The sequence below is a fragment of the Rhodococcus sp. YH1 genome (genome assembly GCF_009939605.1).
GTDB classification, from domain to species: Bacteria; Actinomycetota; Actinomycetes; order Mycobacteriales; family Mycobacteriaceae; genus Rhodococcus; species Rhodococcus aetherivorans.
This window is the reverse complement of the sequence record NZ_WVTE01000061.1, coordinates 1-12,160: the sequence shown is the minus strand read 5'-3', so window position 1 is coordinate 12,160 and position 12,160 is coordinate 1. Positions and strand designations below refer to the sequence as shown.

Genomic DNA, 12,160 nt, shown 5'->3' with positions numbered 1-12,160 from the left:
CAGTGCGGTCTCGATGACGACGAGCGGATCCTCCCGGTCGATGTCCGGAGTGGCCGTTCCCTGGACACTCTCCCCGCATCCGGACGCGATGAGCACCACTGCGCACGACGCGAGCAGCGATCCGGAGAGCACCGCCTCGGCCACCCGCCGCCAGCCGGCCACCTGCTCGCCGGTGACGATCCCCGGCTGGCCGACGAAGGCCTGCGATTCGTGGTTCACATAGGTGCCCTCGGCGATGATCAGCCCGGCACTCGCCCGCTGCCGGTAGTACTCGACCACCAGGTCTCCGGGGACGCCGGAGGCGCCGGACCGCAGCCGGGTCAGTGGGGCCATGACAACGCGATTGGCGAGTTCGAGGTCTCCGAGGGTGACAGGTGTAAACAAATCCATGTCGGGCGCAACCGGGCTGGCGTACCCGCGATTCCCGAACGTGACCGACTGCGACCGGCGTCACGCCCGCCGCGGCGGTTGTGCCGGGTCATGCTGCGCGCGAAGATGGTCCGATGACCGGCCACGTCGAGGTCCGGGCGTACGCCGAGCTGAACGACTTCGTGGCGCCCGAGTCGCGGGGCATCGCGGTGCGGCGGCCGTTCCGTGCCCATCAGACGGTCAAGGACGTCGTCGAGGCGATGGGCATACCGCACACCGAGGTCGATCTGATCGTGGTCGACGGCGAGCCGGTGGATTTCGCGTACCGGCCGCACTCGGGCGCCCGCATAGCGGTCTATCCCTTGTTCGAGGCGCTCGACATCGAGCCGATCACCCGGCTGCGCCCGGTTCCCCTGCGTGACCCCCGGTTCGTGGTCGACGTCAACCTGGGCCGGCTGGCGCGCCTGCTCCGGTTGCTGGGGTTCGACGTGATCTGGACGTCCGACATGGACGACGCGGAGCTGGCGAGGATCGGGCGTGCGGATCAGCGGATCCTGCTGACCCGCGACCGGGGACTGCTCGAGCGCCGGGAGATCACCCACGGGCTGTTCGTGCACGCCGACCGCCCGCTCGAGCAGATCGTCGAGGTCGTCCGCCGGCTCGATCTCGCGGCGCGGTTCGCCCCGCTCACCCGGTGCCTGCGCTGCAACGGCCGGCTCGACCCGGTGCCCAAGGACGAGGTCCTCGATCGGCTCGAGCCGCTCACCCGCCGCTTCTACGACGAGTTCTCCCGGTGCACGGACTGCGGCCGCATCTACTGGGCCGGGTCGCATCACGGGAAGCTGGTCGCCCTCGTCCGGGAGATCGCGGCGGAGGTCTGACTCAGATGCGCAACCCGACGTCCACGATCGCCTGCGCGACGGCGCGCACCGGCGCCTGATGACGGCGCGCGTAGGCGCGGATCAGCTCGAACGCCGCGGCCGGCGTGACGCCGCGGGCCTGGGCGGTAATGCCCTTGGCCTGCTCGACGACGATGCGGGTGTCGAGCGCGGTCTGCAGTTGCGCGGAGAGCTGCTCCTGCTGGCGCAGCTTGTCCGAGTTGACGATGTAGCCGGTGGCCATGTCGGCGAACACCTGCGCGGCGGCGAGCTCGTCGTCGGCCCATTCCCGGGGCTCGCGGCAGTAGAGGTCCAGGGCGCCGACCTTGACCTCGCCGAGCTGCATCGGGACACCGGCGACGGCGGCGATCTCCCGCCGTCGCGCCTCCGCGGCGAACTCCGGCCACAGATCGTCGCGGCGGCGCACATCGGAGACGGCGATGGTCTCGCCGTGGGCGAAGGCGTGCGCGCACGGTCCGGCGGCGAATCGCTCCTGGCACCGCTCCATCGCTTCGATCTGTTCGCCGGCGGCGGTGACGAACCGGAGCCGGCCGTCGATGTGCAGAGTCACTCCCGCTCCCGACAGCTCGAGCACGGTGGTCACCTTGCGGACGACTGCGGCGAGGGCGGCGTCGACCTCGTACGGGGTGAGGAGGCGCTGCGCGAACTTCGACAGCGCAGCGACGAATTCCCTGTGCCGGTAGGCCATCACCACCCCCTGTGCCGCGCGGACGGGCCCAGTTTCCGTCGTCTGTACTGAGTGTTCCCCGAAACGCCGAGATGATGCCGCGAAAGTCCGGATCCGGACCGCTCCACGTCGCCGAGTGGCGTCGAGCCGCCGGATCCCTAGGATTCGATCACGCGATCCGGGCGCCGCGAGGGCGCGGGCGACGGAGAAGGAGGCAGCGCGATGACCGACGAAGCCGGCGCTCGGGACGTCCCCGTCCCCGCGGCGAGACCTGAGTTCCGGTCCAGCTACCGCCACGGCTTCCTGCGGGTCGCGGCCTGCGCGACGCCGACGACGATCGTCGATCCGGCGGCCAACGCGGCGGCGGTGCTGCGGGCCGCCCGGGTCTGCCATGACGACGGGGTCGGGCTGGCGGTGTTTCCCGAGATGACGTTGACCGGGTACTCGGTCGAGGACCTGTCGATGCAGGACACCGTGCTGGAGGCGGCCGAGCGGGCGCTGGCGGAGATCGTCGCCGGCTCGGCCGGCCTGCTGCCCGTCCTGCTGGTGGGCCTGCCGCTGCGGCATCGGCACCGGATCTACAACGCCGTCGCGGTCGTGCACCGTGGCCGGGTCCTGGGGGTCGCCCCCAAGTCGTATCTGCCGACGTATCGGGAGTTCTACGAGCGCCGGCAGATCGCGCCGGGGGACGATGCGAGCGGCACGGTCCGGGTCGCCGGTCACGACGCACCGTTCGGTCCCGATCTGCTGTTCGAGGCCACCGACGTTCCCGGCCTGGTGCTCCACGTGGAGATCTGCGAGGACATGTGGGTCCCCATCCCGCCCAGCGCGGAGGCCGCCCTGGCCGGCGCGACGGTGCTGGCGAACCTGTCGGGCAGCCCGATCACCGTCGGCCGCGCCGAGGACCGTCACCTGCTGGCTCGCTCGGCGTCGTCGCGGTGCCTGGCCGCCTACGTGTACTGCGCGGCGGGATCGGGGGAGTCCACCACCGACCTGTCCTGGGACGGGCAGGCGATGGTGTACGAGAACGGGATGCTGCTCGCCGAGACCGAGCGGTTCCCGCGCGGCGAACAGCACGCGGTGGCCGACGTCGACCTCGAACTGTTGCGCAACGAGCGCACCCGCATGGGCACCTTCGACGACAATCGGCGTCATCACGCGGCCCGCCTCGACGCGTTCCGCCGTATCGCGTTCACCCTCGCGCCTCCGCTCACCGACATCGGGCTGCGGCGCCGGGTGGAGCGATACCCCTTCGTGCCGTCCGATCCGGCCCGCCTCGAGCACGACTGCTACGAGGCGTACAACATCCAGGTCGCCGGGCTCGAGCAGCGCCTGCGTGCGCTGAGTGGTCCGACGCGGGGCGGTCCGAAGGTCGTGATCGGCGTGTCGGGCGGACTGGACTCCACGCACGCGCTCATCGTCGCCGTCAAGGCGATGGACCGCCTCGGCCGTCCGCGCGAGGACGTGCTCGCCTTCACCCTCCCGGGGTTCGCGACGAGCGACCGGACCCGGGAGAACGCCCGCCGGCTGTGCCACTCGCTCGGGGTGACGCTCGAGGAAATCGACATCACCCGTGCCGCGCGCGTGATGCTGGAGGACCTGGGTCACCCGTTTGCGCGCGGCGAGCGGGTCTACGACATCACGTTCGAGAACATCCAGGCCGGGCTGCGCACCGACTATCTGTTCCGGGCCGCGAACCAGCGCGGCGGCCTGGTGCTCGGGACGGGCGACCTGTCGGAGATCGCGCTGGGCTGGTCCACGTACGGCGTCGGGGACCAGATGTCGCACTACAACGTCAACGCCGGGGTGCCGAAGACGCTCATCCAGCATCTGATCCGCTGGGTCGTCTCGTCCGGGCAGTTCGACGACGAGGTCGGCGCCACCCTCGAGGCCGTGCTGGGCACCGAGATCAGTCCCGAGCTCGTCCCCGTCGAGGAGGGGGAGACGCCGCAGAGCACCCAGGCCACGATCGGTCCCTACGACCTGCACGACTTCTTCCTGTTCCAGGTGCTGCGCTTCGGGTTCCGGCCGTCGAAGATCGCCTACCTCGCATGGCAGGCCTGGCACGAGGCCGGCGTCGGGGAGTGGCCGTCCGGCCATCCCGGGCACGCCCGCCGCGAGTACGACCTGCCCGAGATCCGGCGGTGGCTGGGTGTGTTCGTCCAGCGGTTCTTCGCCTTCAGCCAGTTCAAGCGGTCCGCGATGCCGAACGGGCCGAAGGTCGCCGCCGGGGGGTCCCTCTCACCGCGCGGGGACTGGCGTGCGCCCTCCGACGCGTCCGCGCGCATCTGGCTCGACGAACTCGATCGGGAGGTGCCGGAGGACCGGGGCGGATCAGGTTCCGAGGAACTCCGTCAGCGGTGAGACGGCTCGTCGCCCGCGCATCGCCGCCGAGATGCCGTCGAGGATGTGCTCGAGGACAGCCGCCGACGTGGCGAAGTTGATCCGCACGAATCCCGCTGCCGCGCTTCCGAAGGGTCTGTCGCCGTCGACCAGCACCCGGCCGAGGTCCCGGATCCGGCGGATCGGATCGTCGACGGGGAAAGCCGAGACATCGACCCAGCTGAGGTAGGTGGCTTCCGGCAGATGGTGGCGGGCTTCCGGCAGGTGCTCGCGCAGGACCGTGTCGACACGTCGCCGGTTGCGGTCGAGCACTCGGAGCAGCGTGTCCTGCCAGCTCTGGCAGCGTTGCCATGCGGCCAGTGTGCCGAGCACCGCCGGGGTCGAGACGGTTCCGTACAGGTCGGGCGGTTCGCCGTCCCGCACGGCGAGCAACTGCTTCGACCCGTAGTGCGCGACGGCGCAGCGCAGTCCGGCGATGTTGAAGGCCTTTCCGGCCGACGTGACGGTGATCGTCCGAGCCGCCGCCTCCGGACTGATCGACGCGAACGGGATGTGCCGGTGCGGCGCGTAGATCAGCTCCGCATGAATCTCGTCGCTGACGACGAGAAGGTCGAACTCGACGGCCAGTTCGGCGATGCGGGTGAGTTCGGAACGGGTGTGGACGCGTCCGGTCGGGTTGTGCGGATCGACCAGGACGAGCACTTTCGGGCGCTCGGCGGCGAGCGACGCCCTGAGCGTCTCGAAGTCGAGCCGCCACCCGTCCTGTGTGTCGGCGAACGGGAATTCGACCGTCCTGCGGCCCATGGCCGCGATGGTGGCGAGGAATGGCGGGTAGTTCGGAGTCTGGATCACGACGGCGTCGCCGCGCTCGGTGTGCAGGTGCAGGATCAGTTGCAGGGCCTGGATGAGATCGGTCTGCTCCCGGACGTCGGCGGGGTCGACCGTCCATCCGTATCGGGACTGCATCCGCCGGGCGAACTCCGCACGCAGCGGGGTACCGCCGAGCCAATCGGGGTAGCCGAGTTCTCCCGACCGGGCCGACTCGCACAGCGCGTCCCGGATCTCGGGGGCGATCGGGAAGTCCATGTCGGCCACCCAGGCCGGTAGGGCGCCCGCGCGGACGGCACGTGCCCACTTGACCCCGGTGCGACGGACGAGATCGCCGATCTCGATATCGTCGAATCCGGGATACCGGGCCTCCGATGCCGGAGGCAATCCGGTCATCGGACGGTCCCGGAACGGGGGTCCCCCGAGCAGTCCATGCAGTGAGTGTGCCCGTGCCGCGTACCGGACGGAAGCGAACCCGAAATCCGATCCGCCTTCGTCCGCAGCTGCCCGTGGACTCCGCGAGTGGTCGATCGACGTTCGAAAGCGCCTGCCTGCCGTGCCGACTGCTGCCACCCGACCACTGGACCGGGCGGGCCTGTGTCCCGTCGCGCAGCACCTGGCACGGGGTGTGGTTGACGGCGCCTGCGGGATGGGTGGAGCCTGACGACATGGCGAGGCGGTTGCCGGAGTGGGAGTTGCTGGTACCCGGGGAGGGGCCGTATGTCGGCACGATCCGGATCGAGGACGAGGCGGGGCGGCCGGTGCCGATCGCCGGCGGGGTTGCGGTGGGGGCGTGCGCGTGGCGGGCGGAGTGTCTGCATTGTGACTGGCTGGGCAGCACGGCGGTGCGGGTCGGTTCGGGCGAGGCGTTGCGTCCGGGGCGCCTGACGCGGGAAAAGCTCGAGGAGGAGTGGGTGCGCCACATCTATCGGGTGTCGGCGAAGGCGGCGGTGCTCGATGCGCTCGAGCAGCTCGACCGGTTGGCGGCCGAACAGCAGGCCCTGACCGAAGTGGTGGACGAGGGGGTACGGCGCCTGCGCGCCGAGGGTGCCTCGTGGGCGCAGGTGGGGGAGCTGGTGGGGATGACGCGTCAGTCGGCGTGGGAGCACTGGGCGGACTCGTCGGCGGCGCGCCGGCACCGCCGATGACGATTGAAGAGTGCGCGCGCCGTAATCGGGGCTGTCAGCCCCTCCTGACCCCTGACGTTGATGTGGCGGCGTGAACAGTGGAGTTCTGCGCAACGGTGAAGTGCCGGTCGGTGCCGGGGCGCTCGATTTCGTCCAGGGCGGCCACGGCGAGGTCCTCGGCGGTGATGCGGGAGGTGCCGTCCGGCTCGGTGAGCAGGGTGGTGGTTCCCCGGCGGTACGTGCCGGTGCGGGTACCGGGTTCGAGGATCGCGGGCGGGCTGAGATAGGTCCAGCGGTGGTTCGGGTGCTGGACGCAGGTGCGGAGTTGGGTGGCGCTGGCGTCGGCGATCGCTCGCCATTCGATCGGCACATAGTTCGGATCGTCGATGACCAACAGGTCGCCCTTGTGCGGTGAGCGTAAGGGCCCGGCCCCGCCGATGACGAGTAGACGGGCGCCGGCCCGGCCTGCCGCGTCCAGAACTGCGGTGGTCAGCGGTGCGATCGTCTGCTCCTGGCCGGGAGCGGCACGGACGGCGAGGATCGCGGCGTGGGCGTCGGCGAGTGCGGCCTCGAGTTGCCCGGGTGCGCCGGCATCGACAGCGAGGGGAGTGACGGCGGGGGTCGGGTGTGTACCGGGGTGCCGGGCGGCGGCGGTGACGCGGTGCCCGCGGGCGGCGGCTTCGGTGACGAGGCGCGAGCCGACCATGCCGGTGGCGCCGATGACGGTGATGTTCACGACGGGAGTCCTTTCCTCGTACGGGGACGAGGGATGACCTGTCCGGCGCCCAGCGCTGCGAGGGCGAACGCGAAGCCGACACGTTGGAGTGCGCTGAGGGTTTCTCCTGCCACGACGACGCCGAGGACGGCGGCCACGAGTGGGGAGAGCAGTCCGAGCAGAGCCGTCGCGGTGACCGGCAGGGTGCGCAGGCCGTTGAACCAGAGGGAATAGGCGAGAAGCCCGCCGACGATGCCGAGCCAGAGGTAGCCCGCCACGGCGGGGGCGCCGATTCGGCTGGGAATCCCCTCGAACAACAGCGTCGGGGCCAGCAGCACCAGGCCTCCGGCGGTGAGCTGCCAACCTGCGAAGCCGATCGCGCTGACTTCCTCGGGCCGGCCCCACCGTTTGGTGAGAACGACGCCGGTTCCCATCGCAGCGGCACCGGCCAGACCGGCGATGATGCCGGCGGGGTCGAACATCGCTCCGGGGCCCAGCACCACCAGCCCCACCCCGATCACGCCGACGACGCCCCAGCCCAGGCGCCAGAGCGAGAGGCGTTCGGACAGAACGATCACGGCGAGGACGGCGACGAGGATCGGCTGGGTCGCCCCGAGAGTGGCGGCCACTCCGCCGGGCAGTCGTTCGGCGGCGAGGAACAGCAGCGGGAAGAACAGGCCGATGTTCAAGGCGCCCAGCACCGCGGCCTTCCACCACCATGCCCCGCGCGGAAGCGTGCGGGAGAGCAGGAGGCCGAGTGCGCCTGCGGGCAGAGCGCGCATGAGCGCGGCGAACAGGGGGTGGTCAGGCGGCAGCAGTTCGGTGGTGACGAGGTAGGTCGTGCCCCACACCACCGGGGCCACGGCGGTCGCCGCGGTGAGCGCCGCACGATTCGTCACCGGGCCGGGTGACGTGGGCGGAGAAGTGGTCGTCGTAGTCACCCCACCACTGTCGTGCCCTTTCGGTTGATGAGTCCAACACATGCTTTTCATCACAACGATCGCGATGCACGATAGATGGATGGAGTTGCAGCAACTGAGGTATGTGCTCGCCGTGGCAGAGAAGAAGAACTTCACCCGAGCGGCCGAGCAGTGCTTCGTCGTCCAATCGGCGCTCAGTCACCAGATCAAGGCGCTCGAACAAGAGCTGGGCGTGCCGCTGTTCGCTCGGACCAGCCGTCGGGTCGAGCTCACTGATGCCGGGGCGGCGTTCCTGCCCGCGGCGCGGGCGAGTCTGGAGGCCGCCGAGCGTGCCGCCGCCGACGCGGCAGCGACCGTAGGGCAGATCCGTGGCCCGTTGACGATCGGTGTCATCCCCACCGTGACCGCCATCGACATTCCCGCTGCGCTGGGCGAATTCCACCGCGCTCACCCGGCGGTGAGCATCGCGCTTCGAAACGGCGGCAGCGACGAACTCGTGACCGCGATCCGCGCGGGCGAGGTCGACATCGCCGTGCTGGGCCTGCCTGACGCGACCACCCCTCACCGTGTCCGGTTCATCGAGTTGGCCCGCGAACGTCTCGTTGCCGTTCTCGCCGCTGATCATCGACTGTCGGGGCGGCGCCGCCTGCGCCTACGCGATCTGGCAGACGAGACCTTCGCGGATTTTCCCGCCGGGACGCAGGGGCGCGCACAGAGCGACCGGGCCTTCGATGCTGCCGAACTCCGGCGCGAGGTGACCTTCGAATCGATGTCTACCGATCTGATCCTCGACCTCGTGAAACAGGGCCTCGCCGTCGCGCTGCTGCCCCCCGCCTTCGTCCCCTCGAACCCGAACCTGGTCCAGGTGCCCGTCAGCGACGGGCCGACCCGAGTCGAATACCTCGCCTGGAGCGACTTCGACCCCGCGCCCGCCGCGGTGGCATTCCTGGACGCATTGCACTCTCAGATGGCATCGAATCGACTGAAATCCCAACCTATTCCGATGCGACCATCGTCCTGGGAGTCGGATGCTCAGGCGAGGACGTTGTCGCGCAGGTAGTTCGCCAGCTGGGTGCGGGACCGGATGCCGAGTTTCCGGTACAGCCGTCCCAGATGCATTTCGATGGTCTTGACGCTGAGGAAGAGCTGCTCGGCGATCTCACGGTTGGTGCCGCCGCGGGCGGCGAGCCGGGCCACCTGGAGCTCCTGCGGGGTGAGCCGGTGTCCCGCGGCAGCGGCGGGCGCGTCGACCGGCCGGCCGACGGCGCCCAGTTCCGTCGCGGCCTGTGCGGCCCACGTGCGGGCCCCGATGTGCCGGAACGCGTCGAACGCCGTCTCCAGATGCTTGCGGGCGTCGCGCCGGCGCCCGGCGCGGCGCAACCGTTCGCCGTAGCACAGCGCGGTCCGGGCGGTGTCGAACGGGGACGGCGAGCGTGCGTGTAGTTGCAGGGCTTTGGTGAACCAGGTGTCGTACTCTGCGTCGTCGCCGATCAGTGCCCGGCCACGGCAGATCAGGGCTCCGAGGGCATCGGGCAGCGCGAGTTCCGTGAGCAGCCGCAACTGTTCGCGAACCGCGTCCGGCACGTCGCGTCCTGATCGGACGTACGCTTCGATCAGGTCGGCGGACGACGCTCGCGCGACGAGGAGACCGTCCGCGTACCCGGACGGTCGCCGGTTGGCCTCCTCCAGATGGTCGACGGCACGGTCGGGCCGATTCAGGCTCAGTTCCAGCAGCCCGAGTCCGTCCAGGGCGTCGCGGTGCATCTCGCCCAGACGGGTCCTCTCGCGGATCCGCAACGAGTCGGCGGCGTGCGCCCGGCAGGCCTGTTCGTCACCGAGTTGCGCCTCGAGTTCCGCCAGGCATCCGAGCGCCGCGCAGAGCGCGAGCAGATCGCCCGTGCGGGTGGCGAGTTCGACGGCCTCGGTGGCCGCGCGACGACCGGAGTGCAGGCGTCCGAGGCGGCTGTCGGCCAGCGCCGTGACGTACAGCGCCAGGGGCAACTGTCCCCAGGCGCCCTCGGCCCGGAGCCGGTGGACCAGCGGGTCGAGCACCTGCCGCGGATCGCCGTCCTCCCCGTGCCAGGCCACCGCGCCCAGCTCCGCGAACAGGACCCATTCGACGTCGGCGTCGGTGCCCCACCGCGCGAGCGCCGCCGCATCCTGCAGCCAGCGCATCCCGTCGGAGGGGTTGCCGGACAACGACAACGCGCTGCCGATGACGAGCGAGCCGAGGAGCGTCGTGTCGGTGTCCCGGGGCGGCGCCGACCGGATCGCCCGGCGAGCGAGCCGCAGTGCCCCCTCGGGCTCGCCGGCGACGAGTGCTCCCTCGGCCGCCATGGCCAACAGGTGGGCGCCTCGCGCCGGGTCTCGTCGACCGATGTCCGCGGCGCCCGTCTCCCACACCCGGCGTGCGATACACGCTGCGCCGGTGTGGAGTTCGACCCGTCCGCGGACGCCGGCGCTGGCGGCCCGCAGGGCCGGATCGGTGGTGTGGTCGTCGGATCGGTCCAGCAGCCGCAGCGCGGTCGTGCTGCGGCCCGCGCGCCGGGCCGCGTCGGCCGCCGCGCAGAGACGCCGGGCCGTACCCGCCTCGTCGGCGGAGAACGCGGCAGCCTGCTCCATGACGACCGCGGCGGCCGCGTACCCGCGCCGTTCCGACGTCAGCCGCGCGGACTGCTCCAATTCCCGGGCGGTGCCCTCGTCCGGGGCGAGGGTGGCTTCGGTCAGGTGCCACGCACGTCGGTCCTGCTGCGCTGGATCGGTGAGCATCTCGGCCACTGCGCGGTGCAGCGACCGCCGCCGCGTCGGCGGGAGATCGGATACCGCGGCGCTGCGGATCAACGGATGCGGAAAGGACAACCGGCCGCCCGCGAACGACGTCAACCCGGTGTCCTCGAGCGTTCCCAGGGCACCGCCGGCGATCCCCAGGTGCGCCAGGACGGCGGATACCACCGGCAACCCGTCGTCGGCCGCCACCGCCGCGACCTGGAGGGCTCGGCGTGTCGCGTCGTCGAGCGTGGCGATGCGCGCACCGAAGATGCGGGTCGCGGCCGACCCGGCGCGTACCGGGAGGCGCAGCGGACGGGTTCCGGTGAGTTCGTCGCACGAGAGAGTGCCCGCCAGCTCCAGCAGCGCCGACGGGTTGCCCCCCGCCTGTGCGGCCGCCGCCGCCACCACGTCGTCCGGCGGGCGCCGGCCCAGGAGGTCGGCCAGCAGCTGACCGGCCGCCTCGTCGCCGAGACCCCGCACCACCGACGTCTCGACGCCGGCCGGACCCTGCGGCTCGCGGGTGGCGACCAGAATCCCGATCCGCTCGGTGGTGAGCCGCCGAGCGGCGAAGGCGACGGCGTCCAGGGTCGGCCGGTCCAGCCACTGCGCATCGTCGATCACCACCAGCAGTGCCGCGCTGCGTGCGGCCGCTGTCAAAATCCGGAAGAATCCGGCGTAGATCGCGAATCGGTCCTCCGGCCCGGGAATTTCGCGGGCGGTGGAGCCGCACAACGGGCGCACCCTGGGCAGCGACGCGATGGGCCCCGGCACCGGCGCCAGCAGGCGTTCGAGCGCCGCGAAGGGGATCGGGGCCTCGGCTTCCGCACCCGTCACCGACAGCACCCCGAGCCCGGAGGCATGCTCGCGGGCGTAGTCGAGGAGGGCGGTCTTGCCGATTCCCGCTTCCCCGCTCAGCACCACTGCTCCACCCGCTCCCTGCCGGAGTGCGGCAAGCAGCCGATCGATGCGTGCGCATTCCGGTCCCCGCCCGAACAGCACAGCTTCACCGTAGCCCCCGGGTGGGGGCCGGCGCCCTCTTCTCAACCGAAATGGAAGCATCGGGGCCGGCCTCGACCGAAACGAGACCCGTCGGTACGTGGCCATGCCCGAGTCGTCGCGATGCAGGGTTTTCCCCGTCGCCTGGCGTCGGGTTCGTCGGCGATGCTGATATACAGCCGATCCATTTCCGTGCCGTGGGCGCGTATCGGTCGCGGCACGCGACGCGAGGAGAAACACCATGAGCAGGACTACGTTTCGCGCGGCGGTAGCGGCGACCGCCATGGCCCCCATGATCGCCCTCGGCACCGGTGCCGCGACAGCGGCCCCCGCCATCCCCACCGCGCCTGCCCCGATCGCGGAATCCGTCCAGCCGGCGGTCCTCGGCCCGTTCGGTGTCGTGTGCGTTCCGTTGCTCTTCGTTCCGGTCGTCGGAGTGCCGCTGTTCGTGGTCTGCCTCGTCTGACACCGGGTCGACCCCTCGTTGCGGCGAGCCGGCCCGGCCGGCCCGCCGCAACGAGACACCC

11 protein-coding genes are annotated in these 12,160 nt (G+C 71.1%); 5 read left to right on the top strand and 6 right to left on the bottom strand.

Annotated features, from left to right (window positions below; genetic code table 11):
* Positions 1 to 390: oxidoreductase (locus AIIKEEIJ_RS06540; protein WP_443217092.1), on the bottom strand; the 390-nt coding region annotated here is incomplete at its 3' end.
* Between the two features lie 113 nt (positions 391 to 503).
* Here AIIKEEIJ_RS06540 and AIIKEEIJ_RS06535 point away from each other — a divergent pair.
* Positions 504 to 1,250, top strand: coding sequence for a Mut7-C RNAse domain-containing protein (locus AIIKEEIJ_RS06535; RefSeq protein WP_006931970.1), 747 nt, complete (start codon positions 504 to 506; stop codon positions 1,248 to 1,250).
* 1 nt (position 1,251) lies between these two features.
* On the opposite strand, the gene AIIKEEIJ_RS06530 is transcribed toward AIIKEEIJ_RS06535, so the two are convergent.
* Complete coding sequence (locus tag AIIKEEIJ_RS06530; protein WP_202916656.1) at positions 1,252 to 1,956, bottom strand: ANTAR domain-containing protein; 705 nt, start codon at positions 1,954 to 1,956, stop codon at positions 1,252 to 1,254.
* Positions 1,957 to 2,157: 201 nt separating this feature from the next.
* Here AIIKEEIJ_RS06530 and AIIKEEIJ_RS06525 point away from each other — a divergent pair, with 201 nt between their 5' ends.
* The gene (locus AIIKEEIJ_RS06525) at positions 2,158 to 4,299 is read left to right on the top strand and encodes an NAD(+) synthase (RefSeq protein ID WP_161995237.1); all 2,142 of its coding nucleotides are present in this window, start codon (positions 2,158 to 2,160) and stop codon (positions 4,297 to 4,299) included.
* On the opposite strand, the gene AIIKEEIJ_RS06520 is transcribed toward AIIKEEIJ_RS06525, so the two are convergent.
* A complete protein-coding gene (locus tag AIIKEEIJ_RS06520; RefSeq protein WP_161995236.1) occupies positions 4,270 to 5,502 on the bottom strand; it encodes a MalY/PatB family protein in 1,233 nt (410 codons plus the stop codon). The genes AIIKEEIJ_RS06525 and AIIKEEIJ_RS06520 overlap by 30 nt on opposite strands.
* A gap of 272 nt (positions 5,503 to 5,774) precedes the next feature.
* Between AIIKEEIJ_RS06520 and AIIKEEIJ_RS06515 the strand changes: the two genes are divergently transcribed.
* Positions 5,775 to 6,254, top strand: coding sequence for a hypothetical protein (locus tag AIIKEEIJ_RS06515; RefSeq protein ID WP_006931977.1), 480 nt, complete (start codon positions 5,775 to 5,777; stop codon positions 6,252 to 6,254).
* 34 nt (positions 6,255 to 6,288) lie between these two features.
* On the opposite strand, the gene AIIKEEIJ_RS06510 is transcribed toward AIIKEEIJ_RS06515, so the two are convergent.
* Complete coding sequence (locus tag AIIKEEIJ_RS06510; RefSeq protein WP_065922995.1) at positions 6,289 to 6,969, bottom strand: NAD(P)-dependent oxidoreductase; 681 nt, start codon at positions 6,967 to 6,969, stop codon at positions 6,289 to 6,291.
* The gene (locus tag AIIKEEIJ_RS06505; protein ID WP_202916655.1) at positions 6,966 to 7,931 is read right to left on the bottom strand and encodes an EamA family transporter; all 966 of its coding nucleotides are present in this window, start codon (positions 7,929 to 7,931) and stop codon (positions 6,966 to 6,968) included. Before AIIKEEIJ_RS06505 ends, AIIKEEIJ_RS06510 begins: the two co-directional genes overlap by 4 nt.
* A gap of 37 nt (positions 7,932 to 7,968) precedes the next feature.
* On the opposite strand from AIIKEEIJ_RS06505, the gene AIIKEEIJ_RS06500 reads away from it, so the two are divergent.
* Positions 7,969 to 8,928: a LysR substrate-binding domain-containing protein gene (locus AIIKEEIJ_RS06500; protein ID WP_161995240.1), complete on the top strand. Its 960-nt coding sequence runs from the start codon at positions 7,969 to 7,971 to the stop codon at positions 8,926 to 8,928.
* On the opposite strand, the gene AIIKEEIJ_RS33595 is transcribed toward AIIKEEIJ_RS06500, so the two are convergent.
* Positions 8,901 to 11,696: an AAA family ATPase gene (locus tag AIIKEEIJ_RS33595; protein ID WP_202916654.1), complete on the bottom strand. Its 2,796-nt coding sequence runs from the start codon at positions 11,694 to 11,696 to the stop codon at positions 8,901 to 8,903. The two genes, AIIKEEIJ_RS06500 and AIIKEEIJ_RS33595, sit on opposite strands and share 28 nt — an antisense overlap.
* A 178-nt stretch (positions 11,697 to 11,874) precedes the next feature.
* Here AIIKEEIJ_RS33595 and AIIKEEIJ_RS06490 point away from each other — a divergent pair, with 178 nt between their 5' ends.
* A complete protein-coding gene (locus tag AIIKEEIJ_RS06490) occupies positions 11,875 to 12,099 on the top strand; it encodes a hypothetical protein (protein WP_139310946.1) in 225 nt (74 codons plus the stop codon).
* Positions 12,100 to 12,160: the final 61 nt, after the last annotated feature.